This window comes from Oryzibacillus soli, from assembly GCF_051594765.1.
Lineage (GTDB): Bacteria > Bacillota > Bacilli > Paenibacillales > NBRC-103111 > Paenibacillus_AR.
Map to the genome: position 1 here is coordinate 46,046 of NZ_JBPPGJ010000016.1, position 23,052 is coordinate 69,097.

15 protein-coding genes are annotated in these 23,052 nt (G+C 60.8%); 5 read left to right on the top strand and 10 right to left on the bottom strand.

Going from position 1 to position 23,052, the window contains the following annotated elements:
- Positions 1 to 10: 10 nt before the first annotated feature.
- The gene (locus tag ACSEXW_RS20525) at positions 11 to 7,849 is read right to left on the bottom strand and encodes a 5'-nucleotidase C-terminal domain-containing protein (RefSeq protein WP_438448042.1); all 7,839 of its coding nucleotides are present in this window, start codon (positions 7,847 to 7,849) and stop codon (positions 11 to 13) included.
- 382 nt (positions 7,850 to 8,231) lie between these two features.
- Between ACSEXW_RS20525 and ACSEXW_RS20530 the strand changes: the two genes are divergently transcribed.
- The gene (locus ACSEXW_RS20530) at positions 8,232 to 8,918 is read left to right on the top strand and encodes a YfbR-like 5'-deoxynucleotidase (RefSeq protein WP_438448043.1); all 687 of its coding nucleotides are present in this window, start codon (positions 8,232 to 8,234) and stop codon (positions 8,916 to 8,918) included.
- 51 nt (positions 8,919 to 8,969) lie between these two features.
- Here ACSEXW_RS20530 and ACSEXW_RS20535 read toward each other — a convergent pair whose 3' ends face one another.
- From ACSEXW_RS20535 to ACSEXW_RS20570, 8 genes are all read right to left on the bottom strand, one after another.
- Positions 8,970 to 9,857 (bottom strand): ADP-ribosylglycohydrolase family protein, encoded by an 888-nt coding sequence (locus ACSEXW_RS20535; RefSeq protein WP_438448044.1) that lies wholly within the window; start codon positions 9,855 to 9,857, stop codon positions 8,970 to 8,972.
- Positions 9,858 to 9,870: 13 nt separating this feature from the next.
- Entirely contained in the window at positions 9,871 to 11,319 is a 1,449-nt protein-coding gene (locus ACSEXW_RS20540; RefSeq protein WP_438448045.1) for a nicotinate phosphoribosyltransferase, read from the bottom strand.
- A gap of 50 nt (positions 11,320 to 11,369) precedes the next feature.
- A complete protein-coding gene (gene nadE / locus ACSEXW_RS20545; protein ID WP_438448126.1) occupies positions 11,370 to 12,203 on the bottom strand; it encodes an NAD(+) synthase in 834 nt (277 codons plus the stop codon).
- A 27-nt stretch (positions 12,204 to 12,230) separates the two neighbouring features.
- Positions 12,231 to 12,788, bottom strand: coding sequence for a cysteine hydrolase family protein (locus ACSEXW_RS20550; RefSeq protein ID WP_438448046.1), 558 nt, complete (start codon positions 12,786 to 12,788; stop codon positions 12,231 to 12,233).
- A gap of 48 nt (positions 12,789 to 12,836) precedes the next feature.
- Positions 12,837 to 13,610, bottom strand: a complete 774-nt coding sequence (locus ACSEXW_RS20555; protein WP_438448047.1) for an NUDIX domain-containing protein — start codon at positions 13,608 to 13,610, stop codon at positions 12,837 to 12,839.
- A 206-nt stretch (positions 13,611 to 13,816) separates the two neighbouring features.
- On the bottom strand, positions 13,817 to 14,107 hold the full coding sequence (locus ACSEXW_RS20560; RefSeq protein WP_438448127.1) for a hypothetical protein: 291 nt from the start codon (positions 14,105 to 14,107) through the stop codon (positions 13,817 to 13,819).
- 46 nt (positions 14,108 to 14,153) lie between these two features.
- A complete protein-coding gene (locus ACSEXW_RS20565; protein WP_438448048.1) occupies positions 14,154 to 14,597 on the bottom strand; it encodes a HEAT repeat domain-containing protein in 444 nt (147 codons plus the stop codon).
- Between the two features lie 21 nt (positions 14,598 to 14,618).
- A complete protein-coding gene (locus tag ACSEXW_RS20570) occupies positions 14,619 to 15,491 on the bottom strand; it encodes a putative RNA methyltransferase (protein WP_438448049.1) in 873 nt (290 codons plus the stop codon).
- Between the two features lie 542 nt (positions 15,492 to 16,033).
- Here ACSEXW_RS20570 and hflX point away from each other — a divergent pair.
- Both hflX and ACSEXW_RS20580 read left to right on the top strand, forming a co-directional pair.
- A complete protein-coding gene (hflX, locus tag ACSEXW_RS20575) occupies positions 16,034 to 17,308 on the top strand; it encodes a GTPase HflX (protein ID WP_438448050.1) in 1,275 nt (424 codons plus the stop codon).
- Positions 17,309 to 17,381: 73 nt separating this feature from the next.
- Positions 17,382 to 18,563: a pyridoxal phosphate-dependent aminotransferase gene (locus ACSEXW_RS20580; protein WP_438448051.1), complete on the top strand. Its 1,182-nt coding sequence runs from the start codon at positions 17,382 to 17,384 to the stop codon at positions 18,561 to 18,563.
- A gap of 118 nt (positions 18,564 to 18,681) precedes the next feature.
- Here the strand turns inward: ACSEXW_RS20580 and ACSEXW_RS20585 are convergent, their stop codons facing one another.
- Positions 18,682 to 19,125, bottom strand: a complete 444-nt coding sequence (locus ACSEXW_RS20585) for a cell wall hydrolase (RefSeq protein WP_438448052.1) — start codon at positions 19,123 to 19,125, stop codon at positions 18,682 to 18,684.
- Positions 19,126 to 19,461: 336 nt separating this feature from the next.
- On the opposite strand from ACSEXW_RS20585, the gene ACSEXW_RS20590 reads away from it, so the two are divergent.
- Both ACSEXW_RS20590 and ACSEXW_RS20595 read left to right on the top strand, forming a co-directional pair.
- Positions 19,462 to 21,237 carry an ABC transporter ATP-binding protein gene (locus ACSEXW_RS20590; RefSeq protein WP_438448053.1) on the top strand — a complete coding sequence of 592 codons (1,776 nt, stop codon included), beginning with the start codon at positions 19,462 to 19,464 and terminating at the stop codon, positions 21,235 to 21,237.
- Complete coding sequence (locus tag ACSEXW_RS20595) at positions 21,224 to 22,999, top strand: ABC transporter ATP-binding protein (RefSeq protein ID WP_438448054.1); 1,776 nt, start codon at positions 21,224 to 21,226, stop codon at positions 22,997 to 22,999. Before ACSEXW_RS20590 ends, ACSEXW_RS20595 begins: the two co-directional genes overlap by 14 nt.
- Positions 23,000 to 23,052 lie beyond the last annotated feature (53 nt).

Genomic DNA, 23,052 nt, shown 5'->3' on the forward strand with positions numbered 1-23,052 from the left:
GGTTAATCCCTTAGTTCATAAAGCCGACGTATTGCAGGAACCGTTTCAGCATCACGGCAGCCTCCGCGCGGGTGGCTTGGGCCGAAGGCTGGAACCGGTTGTCCGCCGTTCCGTTCACGATGCCTGCAGCCGCGCTGCGGCCTACGGAATCCAGCGCCCATGCTTGGATCTGGCTGCCGTCTGCAAACTTGCGGGAGGCATCGGTCTGCGTCTGCGCCTCTCCCTTGCCAGCTGCAGCAAGAGCTCTGGCGATCATGACCGCCATTTCCTCACGGGTAATGCTTGCATTCGGACGGAAGGTGCCGTCCTCGAAGCCCTTCATGACGCCTGCCTTCACCGCCGCTCCGATGGCGCCGGCATACCATTCGCCGGACTTCACATCCGCGATGGTCGAAGCGCCCGCCGCATCCGGCTTCAGGCCCAACGCCCGAACCAGCAGGGCGGCGAATTCGGCGCGGGTAATGGCGGCATCAGGAGCGAAGGCGGTGTCCGTCTGCCCCTTCACGAGCAGCTTGGACGCCAGCAGCTCCACCTCGTTGCGGGCCCAGTGGCCCTTCAGGTCCGCGAAGGTTTTGTCCGCTTGGACGACGGTGTAGATGCTGTTGGAATTCCGTATGATACGGACCACGGTCTTCCCGTTCGCCGTCTCGAACACGGCCGGTACGAAGGAAAGCTCTCCGGTGGCGGGATCGAAGACGACCGCCGTCGCGCCGCTGCCATCTACAGATCGGTTAATCGTGATCGTCCGGGTCACGTAGTTGGAGCCGAACCCGTTGATCTCCGATTGCCCGCCTCCGGTCTGTGCCGTAATCGTGTAGCTAACCCCGTCTGCAAGCAGCTCGGCTCCGGCCGTGCCGGCCGCCTTCTTCAGCTGCTCCGACTGGGTGCCGGAAACCGGGGCGATGGACACGGTAATCACCGCATTCGAGCCCAGGGAGCCCGCATTCAGGATGCCGACCGGCAGATCATAGGTCATGCCGCCGGAACGGATGCTCAGGATATCGCCGTTGGAGCCTGCCAGCGCCGAGGCCGGGAGTCCGACCTTCACGCCTCCTGCGGCGCCCAGATCCAGGACGATGTTCTTCTTGGCGCCGTCCGCCATCTCCAGCGCCTTCGTCAGGGCATCGGCGTTCACCGTCAGTACGGTCATGGTTTTGCCGTCCGCGCCGGTCTCGGTCTTCAGCCCCTTCGGGTCGATCTTCAGCTCAACTCCAGTGTCTGTCGCTACCGGAGTGACCACACCCGCTCCGGCAGGCGGAGCGGCGGGAGCCGGATTGGACGGTGCCGGGTTGGAAGGTGCGGGAGTATCACTGCTGTCATCGGAAGGCTCCGATGCTGGCGGAGCGATCTCCTTAATCCGGCCCTCCGGCACATAAGTGATCGGACCGGAGAAGCTCTTCACATAATTCACGGTAGCGGTCAGATCCTCCGGTCCGGTGACCGGGTTCTTGCCGCGTTTACCCAGCTCCACATACTTCGGTGCCGTGGAGGTGTGCATGAAATTGTTCACGACCAGGGTATAGGTGGCGTTCTTATCGACAGGCTTGCCGTTAGGCAGCACCATGTCCACCACCTTACGGTTGTTCTGCGCATCCCGGTACCAGGTGTACTTGAGACCCGCTACATGAGAGTCCGGTCCGTACGTCGTTCCGGAGCCCAGCATGCCGTTCAGGATCGCCTCCATATCGGCGCCGGTCACCTCCAGCTTCACCAGCACGTTGTTGAACGGCTGGACGCCGAACAGCTCGCCCCAAGTGATCTCACCCGCGTTCAGATTCTCCCGGACGCCGCCTCCGTTCATCAGGGCGAAGTCCGCGTTCATCTCCGCCTTCATGCCGTCAGCGATCAGGTTGCCGAGAGCCTTGTCTCCGTAACCCCCGATTCCCACTCCCGGATAATCCTTGGACATCTCGACGGCTGCCGTCCCGATCACGCGGTTCAGATAGGGAGCCGCCAGCTCCGAATAATGCTGGATGATGGCTCTTACAGCCGGATCATAACCGTTGTGCACATTGTAGACCAGCTCCGCCTTCTTCGAGACGATGTCTCCCGTGGTGCGGTCCAGCTCCAGATCCACATCCGCGAAAGCCTTGCCGTATTCCCATGCCTGCACGATCAGCTTGCCGTCCACCATTCCGTTCACCCGCAGGTGATTATGGGCGGCGAAGATGACGTCCACCTCGTCATCCACGGCGTTGGCCAGATCGGCCGCATCTCCTGCCGCCGCATCACCGGATTGGCTCGCCGGGATATGGGCCAGGACCACAAGGGCCTTCACGCCCTGGGCCTTCAGCTCCGCCGCCGCCTTGTTCACGGCCACAGCCGGATCGGTGAAGCGCAGGGTCTGAATGCCGGCCGGCATGACGATATCCGGTGTCTCCAGCGTAATGACCCCAATGAAGCCCACCTTCACGCCTTCCACTTCCTTCACCGTATAGGCGGGAAGAATGGGTTCCCCCGTGGTCTTATCCACCACGTTGGCCGCCAAGAGCGGGAAGTTCTGGCCGTCGTAGCCCTTCTTGCCGTTCGGGTGGTCTCCGCCGTTCACCAGCCGGAGCAGCTCCTTCCGGCCTTCGTCGAATTCGTGGTTGCCCACGACGCCCACGTCGAAGCCCATGGCTTCCATGATCTCCACCACCGGCTCATCCTGGAACAGGGCCGACACCGGCGGGCTGCCGCCGACCATATCGCCGGCATGCACGATCAGGGTGTTCGGGTTGGCCGCTTCCCGCTGCTTCATGGCATAAGCCATATAATCCATTCCGCCGACCAGCACGTCCGGGGAGATCACCCCATCACCATTGACATCCACATTCAGTGACTTCTCCGTGTATGAATCATTGATCTTGCCGTGCAGGTCGTTGACGCTGAGCAGTTGAAGCTTAATATTGCCCTCCGGCTGCTGTCCCGCCACATCTACGATTCGGCCTTCTACCGGAGAGGTAGACGCCGTCACCTTGCCTGACTTCAGATAGTTGGTGAACACGTCATAATCCGGCAGGTACAGCAGATTGACGCGCCCTTCCTTGTAGGCCTTCTCCAGAGAGCTGTAGAAATCCCCGCCCTTGGCCGTAAAAGCATTGGTCGCCATCACATAAGAGGCGGACAAGTCAATCGGCGCATAGGTGCCGCCATTCTTCACCTGGATGCTCTTGACCCGCTCACCTGCGGGCTTCGAGGAGTCGTAGGTGAACTTCAGGCCCGCCACCTGCGGGAAACGTCCGTCTGCCGCAGGCAGCTTGGACACGCCGTTCTCCAGGGCTTCCTTAATCTCTTGACCGGTCAGCGTAATGGTTACCAGATCATTGTTGAACGGCAGTACAGTCATCACTTGACCTTGAGTAATCGTCCCTGCCGGGATGGAGGACCGGATGCCGCCACCATTTTGCAGCGCCATAACCGCTCCGGTTCCCGCCGCTTGGGCTGCCTTCAGCATGCCGTCGGCGATCAGGTTGCCCAGATTGGTCTCCTTGGTGCGGACATTCTCGCGGAGCCCGTCCAGCGCTACCTCGGTCTCGCCTACGGCGAGCTGCAGCAACGACTCGACTCCGGGCTTGTATTGCCCCAGGATCGCCTTGGCTTCCGGATCGGAGGCCAGGACATAAGCGCCTGCGGAATTTTTGGCTTCGATGGAGATGAGCCCGCCGTTCCAATCTGTCAGCACGCCCTGAGCATCGAAGGTGACCTGCAGCTTGCCCAGGTACTGGCCCTTCTCGCCGGTCTGCACGATCAGAGTCGGCGCGCTGTGGGTGCGGTCCACCACCGGCTGGTCCAGCTTGGTGTGGGTATGGCCGCCCACGATGACGTCGATGCCCTCCACCTGCTGGGCCAGCTTCACGTCCTCGTCATAGCCCAGGTGGGACAGCAGCACGATCCGGTTGATCCCTTGGGCTTGCAGCGCCGCCACGGTGGCCTTCGCTTTCTCCACCGCATTCTGGAAGGTGACGTCGCCGGGGGAGGAGATGTTGGCCGTATCCTCGGTGGTCAGACCGAAGATGCCGACTTTCCCGTCGCCCATGCGCTTCACTAACGCCGGGTAAATCGATCCGGGCATCCCCGGCTGGCCAATGCTGCCGACGAACTTCGGACCGAGAATGGCATCCTTGGAGAAGTCCGCGTTGGCGGAGACGAACGGGAACTTCGCATGGTCGATAAACCGGCCCAATACCTCTGAGCCCTTGTCGAACTCATGGTTGCCGAAGGTCATGGCGTCATAGCCGGCCAGATTCATGAATTCCAGGTCCGCCTGGCCCTCATACTTGTTGAAGTAGAGCGTACCGGAGAAGACATCGCCCGCGTCCACCAAGAGCGTGCCCGCCGTGGAGGCTTGGGCATTCTTGACGGCGGTGATCCGGCGGAGAATAGTGTCCGGCGCACTGGAGGTATCCAGATTCGCATGGGTGTCATTCGTATGCAGAATCGTGAAGGTGTCGCCCTTCAGATTCAGCTGCGCCAGCACCGCGTCATGGTCGGAGACCCGGCCCCGGCTGTGCGGGAAGTCCGCATTCAGATGCACGATGTCCACGGCGGTCATCGGGGTCAGCTTTTTGCTCACAAGGATGTGGTCCAGAACCTGCGCATTGCCGTCGAAGGTGTAGGTGTACCGCTCATTCAGCGGCAGCTTGTCGATCAGGTCATCCAGCTCCTGACCCTTCAGCCGGGTCACGGTCTGCGTGAACTGGAAGTCGTTCAGATCGCCCAGCGCCACGATGTTGGCCTCCGGGTTCGCCGCCAGCACACCCTTCACGAAGCCGTTGACCACATCGGCAATCTGGTGCCGCTGCGTCTCGCTGGACAGTACCGGAGGCTGCGTGCTGCCGAACGGGCCGTTATCCCCCGACTTGGAGTTAAAATGGTTGGCGATCACGATCACGCTCTCGCCCTGGAATTCGAACTGCGCCGCCAGCGGCTTCCGGGACCGGCTGAACGCGCTGTTGGTCGGGTCGATCCGGCCCGGGTTGTACGTCAGCCTGCCGTTCGCCCCATCGTACGCAACCGCATCGGTGGAGCCGCCCTTGGTGCCGTTCACGCTGGCCGACAGCGTGACCCGTGCCGGATTGTACAGGAAGCCGACGCGGATGTTGCCGCCGGGAGCCCCGCCGTCCTGATTGTTCACCGGCGCGACGTCCGTGTACTTATAATCAGGACCGCCGGCGGCTTTCACCGCTTGAATCAGCGCCTGGTAGCTGGCATCCGCATCCACGACGCCGTTATCGGTTTCCCCGCTGTTGTCCTGCATCTCCACCAGCCCCAGAATATCCGGCTGCTTCAGGTTATGGACGATGGAATCGGCGATCTTGTTGATCTTCTCGGCGCCGACGCCCGGGTTGAAATTCTCCACGTTATAGCTGGCGATGGTCAGCTTCCCTGCATCCTGCACCAGGGTAGTGGTTTCCTGCTGGAAGGTACCCTGTTGAATAGTGGGCAGGCCGCCAAGCGGAGGGATGACCTTATAATTGCCGTTATTGTAGCCGATGACGCCGGTCACGTCCGTGGTGAACCGGTCCCCTGTTCCAACCTCTTGGCCCGGATCCCCATAGGCAATCAGGAGCCGCTGCGGGTTCAGGTTGCCCGATCCCTTCAGCACCAGGCCTCCGGCGGAGGTCAGAATGTCGGGCGATGTATTGTCCACCCGAGTGGCGATGTTGTAGACCAGGGTGTTCCCGCTTCCGCTGGTCCAGTAGGGGCTGGTGATAACCGGAGACGGCAGCTTGACGAGCATACCCTCCAAGGACTCGTAGAAGTCAATGGCATCTTCCTCCGGCTGGTATTGCGCCATGCCGTCGTTGTCGATCACCGAGGTCGGCAGCACCCGTCCGTTCTTCCCCAATACAACAGGTGCCGGAAGCGGGTTGCCGGAGGAGACCACCGTGACGGTCGGGCCGGTGATTTGGGTGGAGGTCAGGTTGGAGCTGCTGCCCTCGTTGTACTCCGCCACCGTTCCGCTCACCTTCACCAGATCCCCGATGGCCGGCTTGGCGGCTTCGTTGGTCGTGAAGACGAAGATGCCTTCAGAGGTGGCCGGGTTTTGGTCCGGAGTCGGATCCTGGATAAAGAAGCCCTTATAGGCACCATTCGCGAAGGTGTACCCGTATTGGGTGACGATCCCCTCGATGTCCTTCACCTCTTGCCCGGCATATTCGGAGGTGTGGGACAAGCCCTGAATGTCCCGGATCCGAGGCTGCTCGGACGCCACGTAGGCGAAGCTGTACACGCTGCTGGTCTGCCCGCCCGCAATCGCAACAGCCTTGACCGTCACATTCTGGCTGACCGGAATCGGCCCGCTGTAGACGGGGCTGGCTGCAGTCGGCTCCGAGCCGTCCAGCGTATAGTGAACCACCGCTCCGGTCATCGGGCTGGCCAGGGTGACGCTGCTTCCCTCGATGATGCGGCCCGCCGGAGGGGAGGCCGTCACGGACAGAAGCTCTTCGACGATGGAGCTCTCTCCCAGCGGAATCAGCTGGTACACGGCGTTGAACTGCTTCACGACGCCGGTGATCCGGGCGAAGGTTTTCCCCGCCTCCAGCTTGGAGAGTCCGGAATAGATGGTGAACGTCTGTCCCCCTTGGGAAGCGGTGACCGTGCTGCCGCTCTTGGCGTCGATGGTCACATTCTCCAGATAGACCAGCTCCGCCTCGTGCTGCTCTCCTTGGCCTGCCGCAAGATCGGCAGCGGTCAGCAGCTTGGGCGCAGGGATTCCCGCATCCGGGGTCACGACGCTGGCTGCAAAGCCGGTGACCGGCTTGATCTCCTGCAGGTTGTTGTAGATGTCCATGACGCCGCTGACGCTGACCCGGTCTCCCGCCTTGGCGAAGGACGGGAAGCTGTACAGCACGATGGCGCCGGTGTCATCCTGGATGTACATCTCTTGACCGTCGATGTGGGTGACCACACCCTCGGTCCAGACATACTGGGACTTGGGCGTCAGCCTGGCGGCCGCAAGGTCTGTCTTGGCCAGCAGGGTGTAGGCGTATTCAGCTACCGGGCTGTCGGTGAAGCCCGGCTTCGAAGCGTATGCCTTGATCGTCTGCGCTTCGTTGACGGAGATGGCTCCGGCATAAGGCTGCAGACCATTCTTTACCGAACCGTCCGGTGCGTAGACGCTGTAGTACACGCTGGCTCCGACGGTGGAGGTCTGAAGCTGGATTTGGGTGCCCGGAGGCACCGCCCCTGCCCCCGGCTTGGCCGTCACATCGGCAACCACCTTGCCATAGGACGAATTCCGGGGTGCCGGGGTACCGGTTGCGAAGTCGGTGCTGTTGTTATCCGTATCGAGCCCCCTTCCGCCGCCTGCCGGAAGCTCCTGGCGGATGACGGATAAGGTGGCGCTTGGAGCGGGAGTCGGGGAAGATTCGGATTCGTTGGCCGATCCGTAGCCGACGAAGTCCATGACATCCGGGTCCGCCTTCCCGGTAATGGGATCGCCATTGGTGACCAGAGCCACCTTGCCGGAGCCCGCCCCCATGGTCAGCGTGCCGAACGAATCCGGCGCCGGCAGCTCCAAGGTTCCGCCGGTGCCCTTCCCTTCCTGCACCAGATAATAGCTCTTGGCGCCGATGGAGCCGGTCAGAGGTGTCGCTTGATAGGAGGTTCCCGAGGCGCTGGTCCATTGAACCGACCAGCCTTCCAGGGATACCGGATGGTCCGTCGGATTGAACAATTCGATGAAGTCGTTTTTGAACTCGGCACCGTTGTTGCCTCCGCCGCCATACACCTGCGAGATCAGAACACCGCTGCCATCCGCCGCCGCATAAGCGGCAGGCACAGCCGGCAGCACCGCGCCGACGGTCAGCAGCAGCGCCAGGGATGCGCTGATCCGTTTTCGAGACTTAGCCAAAGCTTGAATCATCCTGCAAATCTACTCCTCTCTCCTTCTCATCTGAGACACATCATAGATTATCATCCCATTGTTAATTCACATCTGCGCCTCTCATGAAATTTTTGTAAATTTGATCATAAAGTGATAGGTACTATACCATTTGATTCTGGGTTATTCTAGTAGTTGCACCCTATTTTTGTCACCCTACACATAGAACGCTCCAGGTTTGTCTTTTATGACAAAAACATAGTTTCTCCTAGGTGAGTAAGGCTGACAGCCGCATGGAAGGGCCGGGAGTGAGGCGTTAACAGAATTGCAGCCATTGCGTTAATCCCCTCTTAACACAGGCGGGATATAGTAGGGTCAGAGCAAGACGCGGGCTTGACCACTCTCTCAAAAGGATGATCGCTGCATGGGCATTCACACCTATTTTCGCTCGCTGAACGAGCTGGAACGAATCTATCGCTGCCCGGGAAAATTCAAATTCGAGGAGCACACGGTGGCGGCACACTCCTGGAAAGTCGTGCAGTATGCCAAAACCTTGGCCAATATAGAGGAAATGCACGGCGTTCGGATCGATTGGCGGAAGCTGTACGAGATTACGAGCAGCCACGATTACGGGGAGATCTTCATTGGGGATATCAAGACGCCGGTGAAGCACTCCTCCATGGAGCTGCGGGCGCTGATTCAGAAGGTTGAGGAGGGTATGGTCCATCACTTCATCGAGGAGTATATCCCGGAGGAGTTCAAGATCATCTTCCGCAATCAGCTGCGGGAGGGAAAGGACGATACGGTGGAGGGGCTGATCCTGGAGGTGGCCGACAAGCTGGACCAGGTCTACGAGGCTTTCACGGAGATGCAGAGGGGGAATACGGAGAAGGAATTCGTGAAGATGTACCGGAACGCGCTCATCAAGATCAAGGGAATCCGGCTGCATTGCGTCGACTACTTTCTGCACCGGATACTTCCTGATATGGTCAATGAGGAAACCTTCACCTCCGTCGATATCCGGACCATCACCGAGGAAGCGCTCGCCTTCGCCTTTCCGGAACCAATCGAACATAAAAAGCCTCCAATCCCGCTGCGAAAGCAGGTTTGAAGGCTTCTCCGGTCGTGCTGGGCCACACCCAGCTGACATCCGTCTATTCCATTATCCCTTGTGATGAGCCAAAATGCGGCGCGCCGTCTCTTCCAGCCGCTCCTTGATCAGGATCGCCGCCGTGTAGCGGGCCGGGATCCCGTCATACCCGTAGTACACCCCCGCCAAGCCGCCGGCGATGGCGCCGATGGTGTCCGAATCGCCGCCGAGGTTGGCCGCCCGTTGGACGACCTCCTCGAAGGATTCCGCCTGCAGCAGATGGTCCAGCACCCATCGAAAGGTATGCACTACGAAGCCGCTGGGCTCGCAGCGGGGACCGGCATGCAGCACATCCTCGTATGCCGTACCGGCGATTTCCTCCCGCACCACCGCCTTCAGCTCCTCCCCCTGCAGCAGCCGGAATGCCATCCGGTTATAGAGGATGCAGGCTTCATTGCAGCGCTCGTCGTAATGGGTCATCTTAGACTGAAGGCGGGAGACCCGCTCCACCTCTTCCCCGCTCGGGTATAGAAGCGCAGCCGGCAGGCACCGCATCAGGGAGCCGTTGCCGCCGCTCTGCCCCAGATCCTGGTCCGCCAGGAACGCGGCCTCGAACCAGCTGCCCTCGTACTGCTCCAGAACATGCCGGATGATATTGCCCACATCCTTGGGCCGCGACCGGTACCATTCCAGGAAGCGAAGACCGATGGCCTCCATCGGCTCGGACGGATTGTCCAAGAGCCCCTCCGCCACGCACAGGGTCATCATGGTGTCGTCGGTTACCTCCCCCGGCTCAAGCCGCCAGACTCCGCCGCCCGTGATCTCGGTCAGATAGCCGTGGCTCGCCCGGATCTCCCGTTCGCTCAAAAATTCGGTCGTGCCGCCCAGCGCATCGCCTACTGCTACCCCGAAGAGTCCGCCGCGAATGCGGTTGTACCGGTCGGTCATTGATCGCTCCATGTCCGTCCCCCCTTTATATCCGATGCTCCTCCACCAGCCGCTTCTTCAGCTCCCACGCCTCGAGGCTCAGGTCCACGGGGTAGGTCTGCGGGTTCAGCTTCCGCAGGTGCTGGGGCCAGAACAAGGCCAGCTGCTCCCGGTGGTAGTCCCGGATCCGCTCCAGCGGCGGCAGCTCCAGCACCTGCTCCCCATCACGGAAAACCGCCTGAAGCAGCGGCACCGCTTCATAGTTCTCCACCGTCTTGCGGAGGTACGGATGCAGCGGATCGAACAGGGTCAGGGGGATGCCGGGCCCGATCGCCGGCTCGCCCTTCAGGGCGATGTAGTCCGCCTCCGCTTTCCCGGTCTCCCGGTTGACGATCCGGTATACCTCCTTGGCGCCGGGCGTGGTCACCTTCTCGGGGTTCCCCGAGATCTTGATGACCGGCACCAGAGCGCCCTCCTTCTCCCGCGCCACCAGCTTATAGACGCCGCCCAACGCGGGCTGGTCCGCCGCCGTGATCAGCTGGGTGCCGACGCCCCAGACGTCGATGCGGGCTCCCTGGGCCTTCAGCTCTGCGATAATGTTCTCGTCCAGATCGTTGGACGCCGTAATCTTCACATAGTCGAGCCCTGCCGCATCCAGCTGCTCCCGGGCCTGCACCGACAGGTAGGCCAAGTCCCCGCTGTCCAGCCGGATGGCGTTCATCCGCTTGCCGCGGGCCTCCAGCTCCTTGGCGATGCGGATGGCGTTCGGCACGCCGCTCCGGAGCGTGTCGTAGGTGTCGACGAGGAGCGTCACCTGGTCCGGCAGCGCCTCCGCATACCGACGGAATGCCAGCTCCTCCGTGTCGTGGTTCTGCACCCAGGCGTGGGCATGGGTGCCCTTGGCCGGGATGCCGAACAGCATGCCGGCCCGCAGGTTGGAGGTGGCGTGGAAGCCGGCTACATAAGCGGCCCGCGCCCCCCAGACGGCGGCATCGGCCTCTTGGGCCCGGCGGGTGCCGAACTCCAGCAGGACATCGTCCGGCGCCACCTGCTTGACCCTCGCGGCCTTGGTAGCGATGAGCGTCTGGTAGTTAATGAAGTTCAAGAGCGCCGTCTCAATGAGCTGGGCCTCCATCACCCGCGCCTCGACCCGGACCAGCGGCTCGTTCGGGAACACCATCGTCCCCTCCGCCATAGCGTACAGGTCGCCGGTAAACCGGAGCTGCCGCAGCTCCTCCAGGAAGGCCGGGTCATAGCCCTCCTCCTGCTCGGCCAGGTAAGCCAGCTCCTCCTCTCCGAACCGGAGCTCCCGGATGTAGTCCACCACCCGCTCCAATCCCGCGAAGACGGCGAAGCCGTTGCCGAAGGGCAGCTTCCGGAAGTACACGTCGAACACCGCGCGGTCGTTATGGGTGCCGTGGATCCAATGGGCGTACATCATATTGATCTGATATTTGTCCGTATGCAAGGTCAGATTGCCGTAAGATTTCATCATGGTTGAGTAACCCCTCTCTTCGAATGCCTGCTCCTGCCTGCTATCCTTCACTAAGCCCTCTTCCACCAATCCTCATACAGGGTGAGCGGTCCTCTCCGCTTATGCTCCGTCTGCAGATACCGGGCCTCGATCTGCTCCGCCCGCTCTCCCGGCAGCTCCGCCCCCTCCAGATAGCGGTCCAGTTCATAGTAGCTCATGCCGAGGGCCTCCTCATCGGCCAGTCCCGGCCGAAGCTCCTCCAGGTCCGCCGTCGGCTCCTTCAGGTACAGGGCAGGCGGGCAGCCCAGCTCCTGAAGGAGCATCTTGCCCTGCCGCTTGTGCAGCCCGTAGATCGGGGCCACATCGCAGGCTCCGTCCCCGTGCTTCGTGAAGAAGCCCGTTACCGCCTCCGCCGCATGATCCGTTCCCAGCACCAGGAGGCCGTAGTGCGCAGCCAGATCGTACTGGACCTTCATCCGCTCCCGGGCCTTCACATTCCCCTTGTGAAAGTCGCTGAGCTCCTCGCCCACCGCCTGCCGGAACTGCTCCGCCGACGCGTCCACCGCGGGCTTGATCTGCACCGTCACCACCCGGCTGGGCTGGATCCAGGCGATGGCCGCCTGGGCGTCCGCTTCATCCCGCTGCACCCCATACGGAAGCCGGACCGCCAAGAAGGTGTACGCTGCATCCCCCTGCTCCGCATTCAGCTCGTCCACGGCCATCTGGGCCAGCTTGCCCGTCAGTGTGGAGTCCTGACCGCCCGACAGCCCCAGCACATAGCCCTTGGCCCCGCTCCAGCGCAGAATCTCCTTCAGGAATCCGACCCGTCTGCGGATCTCCTCCGCCCCATCGATCACCGGCTGAACGTGCAGCGCGGCGGTAATTTGCTTTTGCAGTTGATTCATCATTTGAATTCCTCCTCCTTCTGTAGCTTAGACCCGAACTTCCAGACCGTTCCGCAAGACCGTCGCCCCCAGCGTGTTCTGAAAATGCCCCAGGGCCCACAGATGGCCCTCGGCATTGAAGCTGGCCACCGCGTCCGCATGCACGCGGAGCTGGAAGCCCTTGTTATAGGCGTCCACCGCCGTATGGAGCACGCAGATGTCCGTACACACGCCGATCAGATGGATCTCCCGGATGTCCCGGGCCCGCAGCCGCTGCTCCAGGTCCGTGCCGCAGAAGGCGCTGTACCGGGTCTTATCCATCCAATGGATGCGATCCCGAAGGGCATTGTAGACCTCGCCCAGCTTGCCGTACAGGTCCCTTCCGTCCGTTCCCCGGATATTGTGGGGCGGGAAGAGCCGCGTTTCCGGATGGTAGGGGTCGTTCTCCTCGTGGACATCCACCGCCAGGACCACCTCCTCCCCCGCCTCTGCGAACTCCTCCGTCAGCCGGGCCACCCGTTCCTCAATCCGGACCGCAGGCTCCCCGCATGGAAGCCGCCCCACGACGAAATCCACCGTATAATCGATCACGATCAATGCTCTCATAACCAACGCCTCCTTAATAGGATCAAAAATGTCCATTATCCCCTGCGCCTAGCTGTAAATCGACAACCTCGGTGCGTAATCCGTAAACCGGTACAGCTGCGCCGCCCGCTGGGAGTATTGGTTGGACAGCTTCGGCTGACCGGCGGGGGTCCGCACTTCCTCGATGATGCCCCTGCGGCTCTGGGTGGACGTAATCTTCCGGATGAAGTTCGCCTCCTCAAAATCCGGCACCACCGTCTGAATCACCTGGTACAGCTCGCTGATCGTAAACTCCTCCGGCAGAAATTCCTTCGCGATGGTGGTGGTCAGCATCCGCTCCCGCACCTTCTCCAGGGCGTCCGCCAGCACCTCCCGGTGATCGAAGGCCAGGTCCATGGCCAGCGCTTCCTCCACCGGGAACAGCCGCACATCGGCCGCATCGTCGTCCGCCCGCCGGTCCGCCAGCCACTTCTCCTGGACCAGGGCGAAGAACGCATGGGAGATGATCCAGCCTCTCGGGTCCCGTCCGGGCTGGCTGTACACGTTGAAGTATTCCATGTGTACGTCCGCTACCCCGGTCTCCTCCTCCAGCTCCCGCTTGGCACAATCGTACTGGCTCTCCGTATCCTTGCTGAAGCCGCCGGGCAGCGCCCACTGCCCCTCGTACGGCCACTTCTTCCGTTGGATCAAGAGAACCTGCAGCTCCCGCACCGGCAGGGCCTTCTTCACGGTGTTCCTCTCCCGGGACGTGATGGTAAAGATGACGATGTCACTGGGCGCCCCGTCCGGCGTGCGGTACTTCTTCGCGGAATAGTTCGTCTCGTTTTCCTCTTGGGGGACCATGCTCTCACCTGCTTTTTTGTATTTGTCGTTTTGATATTATCAATATGACATATATAATTTGGGATGTCAACCCTTTTTCCACAAAATAGTACAAAAAGCCCGGGAGCTAACGCTCCCTGGCCTCGTGTTCTGCCGGTCAAGGCCGCAGCCCCCAACAAACAGCACAAGGCCGGCCCATATCGGGCGCGGCCTTGGTGCGTTTCTTCCTATTGCTGGCGTCCGTACTCCTGCGTTGCCGCATTCAGCATGGACTTCCAGTCCGGGAAATCCGTCTCCCGGGCGATATGGCGGTCGAACAGCTCATCGGGGATCTTGGCGATGTCCTCGTGGGTTTTGGCCTGAAAATTCCCCTTCTCCAGAAACGCATCGAAGCTGTCATAGCTGGAATGCCGGCTCATGAAGGCCTCGCTGAAGAGCTTGGCCAGAGACACCTTGTTCGGGTCCTCTTGGGCCGCCTTCTGGCCCTGCAACTCCATCAATAGATCGTCAAACGACATCGGCTTGTGCTTTCTCAATGTACCACCTCATCTTCTTCAGAGTATCTTACTTAGCGGACGGCGTCGTCCATTGGGTCCGGAGCCAGGCATCGAACTCGTCGCCCTTCTCCCCTTCGTAAGCGTCATAGACGTCGAGCCGCATCTTGCGGAGCTTCTCCTTGAAATCCTCGAAGGTATGACCCTCCGGCAGACTCTTGCGGACACGGACCATCACCTTGCCGGCCCCCTTGATCAGCTCGCCCTTCTTGCGGGGCGGCAGCTTCGCCTCCACCCCAAGTCCTTTCAGCTTCCGGTAGGCCGCCTCCTGCACCTGATAGACGGGGTCCTGCTCCAGCCGATGCTGGAGGACGCTGATGGTCTGCTCCGTCTTCCACTTGCCCAGCTCTTCCACGGCCCGAAGCCGTTCCCTCCAGCTGGAGCCCCGGTTGGCCGAGGCCTTCCATTGTTCGTAATCCTCGGGAAGCTCGGTCTTGCCTTTGATTGTGCTCAAGTGATCCCATCCTTATAAGAGTTAATCGGTTGACGCCCGTTCATACACCGTTACCGCAAAATCCAGCGGAGTCACCAGCTCCCCCCGCTCCGTCAGCTTCTCCAGCATGGCGGGCTCCGTCCGCCAATAATAAGGCGTCATCAGGACCAGATCCCGGATCGCATCCGGCCCGGTCAGGATCAGAGTGTCCTCGATGCGGAACCGCTCGACCGCCCGGAAGGACGGATAGGGATGCTCCAGCTCATCGTTCAGATACGGCTTCGGGTACAGCAGCTCCTTCAGCCCGTACAGATGATGCTTGCCGGGGATGACCGTCCACAGCCGGCCCCTCTCCCGCAGAACCCGGTGGAATTCGCTGTCGCTGTGCGGGGCAAAAATCTGCAGGATCCCGTCCACCGATCCCGAACGCACCGGAAGCTGGCGGGAGCTGGCCACCGCATAGTGAAGCCCGGGCCGGCCGCCGGCCGCCATCGCGACGGCATCCTTCGAGATGTCGATCCCATAGAGCGCCGCAGCCACTTCCCGCCGCGCCATCTCCGAGGCCGCACTCTCCAGATAATAGCCTTCGCCGCAGCCCGCTTCCAGCACGGTGAACGGCGCTTGCGCGTCCGAAGCCATCCGGCGGTCCGCAGCCTCCGCATAACCGGCCACCCGCTCCGCGAGCCCTTCGGCCAGCTTCCGGAAGCCGCCCGCCTCGAGGATCCGGCGCCGGGCCGCGAGCATCATTTTGCTGTCGCCGGGATCCTTGGTCTTCCGCTGGTGAGCCAGCAGGAGATTCACATACCCCTTCGCCGCAAGGTCATAGGTGTGCCGGTTGGGGCATCGGTAGCAACGCTCTGTAAGTTCCAGCGCCTCGCCGCACACCGGGCACGCCCATATCCCGCTGCCGTTCATGCTTATGCCCCCTTCCGATTCCATACATGCCTTTATTGTAACGCATCCGGAGGGTGGGAACAAATGGCGATCCTCTTACCATGGTAACCAACCGGGCGGTCCGGTAGTCGGCGCCGTCCCGGCAATCGTATATTCGCAAGCAGCATCCCGCTCCGCCTGGGCCGGAAAGATCGGCTAAGGCCATACTCTCCCTCGCGGTTTGCCTCCCCTTATGCTACGATCTGCTTATCTGATCGAATGGAGGGTTACGTGTGATTCATTTTATCCGGGTCCGTACCTTGTGCTGCTAATGAGAATGATGCGCTCAAAGGCTCTGCCTGTGCGGCAGAGGACTCGGGACAGGTCTGCCCTTTTTTGGGGATGGCGGGGCGGCCTGGAATTCATAACGGACTTGTGGCCTTGCATCCCCGGATCCGGACGGTGAACGCACCGTCTTGCTCGGGGAGTCCGGTCTGATCCAGCTGTGAAGCACCGAATCTCCTCATGCACAGGCGCGCGCCTGTGCTTTTTATTTGGATACCCCCTATGAGGAGGACGATTCTATGATGGAACCCCAACCCGCCGCCGTTATCGTCGGCGTCGACCGCAATGAGAACAAGGAAACATTCGACTATTCCATGGAGGAGCTGGCCAATCTGTCGCTGGCCTGCGGCGTGATGGTCGCCGGGCAGCTGACCCAACGGCTGGACCACCCGACCCCCTCCCACTACATCGGAGCCGGCAAGGTGCAGGAGCTCTCCGCGATGATGAAGGCCTGCGGGGCCGAGATGGCCATCTTCAATGACGAGCTCTCGCCCTCCCAGATACGGAATCTGGAGGCCTCGCTGCAGTGCAAGGTCATCGACCGGACCCTCTTGATCCTGGATATCTTCGCCGAACGGGCCCAGACGAGGGAAGCCCAGCTCCAGGTGGAGGTCGCCCGGCTCCAATACATGCTCCCCCGTCTGGTAGGCCTCCGCGAATCCCTCGGCCGGCAGCGAGGCGGAGTAGGCACGAAGAACCGGGGCGCCGGCGAGACCAAGCTGGAGCTGGACCGGCGGAGGATCGAGGCGAAGATCACCGCCCTGAACAAGGACCTGGAGACGCTCGTCTACCAGCGCCAGCTTCAGCGGAAGCTCCGGAAGAAGAACGAAATCCCCGTGGTCTGCCTCGTCGGCTATACCAACACGGGGAAGTCCACCCTGATGAACGCCCTTCTGGATAGGAGCCGATCCCCCGGCAGCCGCAAGGCAGTCTTCGTCAAGGATATGCTGTTCGCCACGCTCCAGACCCACGTCCGCAGCATGGAACTTCCCGACCGGAAGAGCTTCCTGCTTACGGATACGGTCGGCTTCGTCAGCAAGCTTCCCCACGATTTGGTGAAGGCCTTCCGCTCCACCCTGGAGGAGGTAGCCGAGGCGGATCTCCTGATCCATGTGGTGGACGCCTCCCATCCGGAAGCGGAGCAGATGGCCGCCGTTACGGAAGAGACGCTGAGGGAGCTGGGGGCGGACGGCATCCCCGTCATCTATGCGTATAACAAATGTGATCTGTGCAGCGGCAAGGCGCTCCCCCCGATGCGGGATAACGCCATCCTCTTGTCCGCCAAGCTTCAGTTTGGACTGGAGGAGCTGCTCCAAGCCGTCTCCTCCCGCATCTTCTCGGATTATGTCCGGTGCGAGATGCTGATCCCCTTCGATCAAGGCCGGCTGGTCACCTACTTCAACGATCATGCGGAGGTGCTGGCGTCCAGCTACGAAGTGGAGGGCACCCGGCTGCAGCTGGAATGCAAGCGGTCCGACTTCGAGCGGAACCAGGCCTATGTGATCCGAGACTAGCGCAACCTCATTTCCCCTTCCTCGCGCATGGATGCTATGATAGAACCAGTACAAGAATCCTGGAGGCGATAAGATGTTCTCAGAGAAGATCGTGCGCAATCTCGAAAAATCCTCTTGGATCCGCGCCATGTTCGAGGAAGGCAACCGGCTGGCCAAGATCCACGGCAGAGACAAGGTGTATGACTACAGCTTGGGCAACCCGTTCGGCGAACCGCCGGCGGAGGTTCAGGAATCCTTGAAGAAGCATGTGCTGAGCGGCGAGCCCGGGCTGCATAAGTATATGAGCAACGCCGGCTTCCCCGACGTCTGCGCCCGGATCGCCCGGAGCCTGGAGGAGGAGAGCGGTGTCCCCCTCGCTGCGGAGCATGTGGTCATGACCGTAGGAGCCGCGGGAGGCTTGAACGTGGTCTTCAAGTCTCTGCTGAACGAAGGCGAAGAGGTGCTGGCGTTCGCCCCGTATTTTGTGGAATACGGATCGTACGTGGACAACACCGGAGGGCGGCTTGTGGTAGTGCCTGCGGATACCGCCACCTTCCAGCCGAATCTGGAGGAGCTTGGCCGCAGCATCACCGCCAAGACCAAGGCGGTCATCATCAACTCGCCGAACAACCCGACCGGCGTCGTCTATAGCGAAGACAGCCTGAAGGCCATGGCCGCCATCCTCGAAGCCAAGGAGCGCGAGTTCGGCACGACCATCTATGTCGTGTCCGATGAGCCTTACAGCAAGGTCATCTATGATGGAGTGACGGTGCCGCCGGTCCTCTCCCTGTTCAAGAGCGCGATTATCGTCAACTCCTTCAGCAAGTCTCTCGGCCTGGCCGGGGAACGGATCGGCTATATTGCCGCCAGCAGCAGGATCGAGGACGTATCCACGCTCATGAAGGCTCTGGCCTACTGCAACCGCACGCTGGGCTTCGTCAACGCGCCCGCCCTGTTCCAGAAGGTCATCGCCGATTCCCTGGACGCCAAGGTCGACGTGGAGGATTACCAGGCCAAGCGGGATTTCCTGTATGGACATCTGACTCGGTTAGGGTTCGAGATCATCAAGCCGGAGGGCGCCTTCTACCTGTTCCCGAAGTCCCTGATTCCCGACGAGGTGGAGTTCGCCAAGATCGCCACCAAGTACAACCTTCTGTTCGTGCCGGGCTCCGGCTTCGGCTGTCCGGGCTACTTCCGGATGTCCTACTGCGTGCCGTTCGAGATGATCCGCAATTCCATTCCGGCCTTCGAGAAGCTGGTCGAAGAGTTCAGGTAAACCGATAAAGGGCAGGGTTCGTTCCTTTGGAGTGCCCTGCCCCATTTATTTGCACGCTCATCTGTGGACAAAAACAAAGCAGCCGGATAACCCGGCTGCCTCATCTCATTCCCGTATGCTAGTACAGGCCATACACACTTGCACATTCCTCCGCCGTCGGCTCATAGAAGCAGTGAAGCTTGTACCGTCCTACGTGCGGCTGATCGTACCAGGTCGGGGGACAAGGCAGCGGATTGGCCGCCGTTCCCGGGCGGAAGTACCAGAGGGAGAACTTGGCCGGCCAATTCCGCTCCCCGTTCACCACCCGCCGGGCCAAGCGGCGTTCCCTTTCTCTGGCACGTTCGTAATACATCCCGTGAAGCAGCGCTTCGAAGGCATGCGGCTGGTTGATCATCTGTGGAATGGTCCGGAGTCCCTTAAAATCGGAGCAATTGGCCCGAATCCGGTTCATCCCCACATTGCCGACCAGGAGCATGCCATACTCCCCTTCTCCCACCGCTTCGGCTCGCAGCAACCTCGCCAACATATCGACATCCTGGTTTCTGGCTTTCACGACTGCCATCGGCTCACCTCTTTTGATGTTATCGACACATCATATGTAGACGGGGCCAATATATGACATTGGGGCGGGCTTGCGCTGCGGCAAAAGCCAGGATTCGAGCTCGGTTTCCCTGAAGCGTTCGATGCTCTCCTTCACAAGACGGCGCTCAGAAGCAGACCTCCGGACGGTCATGGATGCTCTCCAAGCAAGGCCCAAAAAGTTCATCCCCTGTAACAAAAAGTTTGAAACACAAAACTTTACAGTCCTTCTCCTGTGGTATAATCACGTTAATTTGTTAAGATCTTTATTATTTATGCTGTCAGCAAGACCATACCATCACAGAATTCAGGTGATCCCATGTTTGAACTGAAGTGGCTGTGGCAGAATCTCGAAGGCAGCCGGGTCCGATACGTCCTGGCGCTCTGTCTCTCGGTGGTGGGCTCTACGCTCACGATCGTCAATCCGTACATCAGCCAGCGGATTGTGGATACCTTCATCTCCGGAGACCTGGCGGTGCAGAACCTGACTGAGAAGCGGGGGCTTCTGATTGCCCTGTGCCTCGGCATGATCGGCTTCTCCCTGCTGCGGACCGGGCTGGCGTATCTGACCACGATGCAATACGAGCAAGCCTCCCAGAACATGCTGTACCGCATCCGCATCTATCTGTACAACAAGATCCAAGGGCAGGATATGGAGTATTACGACCATAACCGGACCGGCGACCTGATGACCAAGATGACCGGTGACCTGGATATGGTTCGTCACTCCATGGCGTGGATCATCAAGACGATCATCGAATCCGTGACGATCTTCCTAGCTGCGGTCGTCTATTTTTTCACCATTGATGTGGAACTGACGTTCTGGCTCCTGATCCTGTCGCCGCCGATCCTGGTCGTCGCTTACCTGTTCGCGAAGCGGGTGCGTCCCATGTACATCGATCTGCGGGCCCGGCTGTCCCAGCTGAACACCACCACCCAGGAAAATATTGCGGGCAACCGCGTCGTCAAAGCCTTCGCCCGCGAGGAATACGAGATCGAGAAGTTCATGGAGAAGAACGTCAACTACTCCAAGGCCAACAAGGCGGCCGCCATGGTCTGGCTGGACTTCTTCCCGTATCTCGAGACCTTCGCGCAAGGCTTCAACGTCATTCTGATGATCGCCGGGGGCATGTTCGTCATGGACGGCCGCATTACCTTCGGCGAATATGCGGCCTTCTCCTCGCTCATCTGGGCCGTCTCCAACCCGATGCGCAACATCGGCATCATCATCAACGACTTCCAGCGCTTCTTCGCCAGCATGGCCAAGATCATGGAGATCTACTACGCCAAGCCCAACATCGTCAACGAGCACAAGACCGTCACGAACCGCCGCTACGAGGGCCTGATCCAATTCGACCACGTCAGCTTCCGGTACGACAGCACCATGGTGCTGCAGGACGTAAGCTTCACCGTGAATCCCGGGGAGACGGTGGCCATCATGGGCTCGACGGGCTCCGGCAAGACCACCGTCGTCAACCTGATCCCCCGCTTCTACGACGTCTCTGCGGGCCGCGTGCTGGTGGACGGCGTCGACGTGCGGCAGCTGGAGCTGGATGAGCTGCGCGGGAACATCGGCATCGCCACCCAGGATGTGCTCCTCTTCTCCGATACCATCGACGGGAACATCGCCTTCGGCGACCCGGAGCTGCCGGAGGAAGCCACGGCGGGCTATGCCGAGCTGGCCGCCGCCCACGACTTCATCACCAAGATGCCCGAAGGCTACGATACCATCATCGGTGAGCGGGGCGTCGGCCTGTCCGGCGGACAGAAGCAGCGGATCGCGCTGGCCCGGGCTATGGCAGTCCGCCGGCCGATCCTGATCCTGGACGACACCACCTCCGCCGTGGACCTGGAGACGGAGGCGCACATTCAGGAGAGCTTGCGCCGGCTGGACTTCCCGTGTACGAAGATCATCATCGCCCAGCGCATCTCCACCACGGCCAAGGCCGACCGGATCCTGATCCTGGAGAACGGGAAGCTGATCGAGGAAGGCACCCACGCCGAGCTCCTGGCGAAGCGGGGCTATTATTACGACGTATTCATGCTTCAGAACGAGGGAATCGGAAGGCAGGTGACCAGCCATGGCCAGGAATAAATTCGACGTCGACGAGAATCTGGAATCCCCCTTTGACATCAAGCACTTCCGGCGGGCCATGGTCTATATCAAGCGGCAGAAGAAGCCGATGATCACCGCCTTCGTGCTCAGCGCGCTGTCGGCGGCCATCGGGCTGTCCGCGCCGCTCATCATGCAGCACGTGGTCGACGTGACCATTCCCGCCAAGGACGTCCCCTCCCTATGGGGATGGTCGGGGCTCATGCTCTTGACCATTGTGGTCAGCGTAGTCCTGGCGACCATCCGTTCTCGCATCATGACGGGAGTGGGGCAGGATATCATTTTTGACATCCGGTCGGATCTGTTCCGGCATCTGCAGGAGCTGCCCTTCAAGTACTACGACGACCGTCCCCAGGGCAAGATTCTCATCCGGGTCGTCAACTATGTAAACTCCGTATCGGATGTGCTGTCCAACGGCATCATCAACTTCATTCTCGAGATTGTGAACCTGATCTTCATCGCCGCCTTCATGTTCGCGGTGGACGTACGGCTTTCCTTCGTCATTCTGGCAGGGCTGCCCGTCTTCCTAGGGGTCATGCTGCTGATCAAGACCGGGCAGCGGCGGGCCTGGCAGGCCGTCTCCAACAAGAGCTCCAACCTGAACGCCTACACGCAGGAGAGCATCAGCGGCATCGGCGTGACCCAGATCTTCTCCCGGGAGCAGCGCAACGAGAGCATCTTCACACGGCTGTCCGCCAACTTCCGCAAGGAGTGGATGCGGGCCCTCCGCTACAATTCGCTGATCCCGTTCACCGTCGACAATCTGGCCACCACCGTCTCGGCACTGATCTATATGGTCGGCCTCCTGGCGCTGGATCCTAAGGATGTGACCTTCGGCGTCATCCTCGCCATGGGCAGCTATGCAGCCCGCTTCTGGCAGCCGATCCTGAACCTGTCGAACCTGTACAACAGCTTCATCAACGGCGTCGCCTACCTGGAGCGCATCTTCGAGACGCTGGATGAGCCGGTGACCGTGGCGGATCTGCCCGGCGCCAAGGAGCTGCCCCCTGTGCGGGGTCAAGTCACCTTCGACCGCGTCACCTTCGCCTACGATCCGGGGAACAACATCCTGGAGAAGCTGAGCTTCGACGTCAAGGCCGGCGAAAGCATCGCCCTGGTCGGACCGACAGGCGCCGGCAAGACCACGGTGGTGAACCTGATCTCCCGGTTCTACAACGTTACGGACGGACGGATCCTGATCGACGGCCAGGACATCTCCCAGGTAACGCTACGCTCTCTGCGCAGCCAGATGGGCATTATGCTGCAGGACAGCTTCATCTTCTCCGGCACCATTCTGGACAATATCCGGTACGGCAAGCTTGACGCCACCGAGGCCGAGATCATCGCTGCCGCCAAGACGGTGCGGGCTCATGATTTTATCCAAGAGTTCGAAGAGGGGTACCAGACCGAGGTGAACGAGCGGGGGTCCAAGCTCTCCCAGGGCCAGCGGCAGCTGATCTCCTTCGCACGCACCCTGCTGGCCGATCCGCGCATCCTGATCCTGGACGAAGCCACCTCGTCCATCGACGCCAAGACCGAGCGCCTGCTGCAGATGGGCCTGAACGAGCTCTTGAAGGGCCGGACCTCGTTCATCATCGCGCACCGCCTCTCCACCGTCAAGAATTGCGACCGCATCATGTACGTGTCCGACAAGGGCATCGCCGAATATGGCTCCCACGACGAGCTGATGGCTCGCCGGGGCCTCTACTACCGGCTCTATACGGCACAGAGAATGGAAGCCTAAGCCTTGTCCGCGCAACCTGAAAAGACCCCTGTTCCCAAGCGGAATCAGGGGTC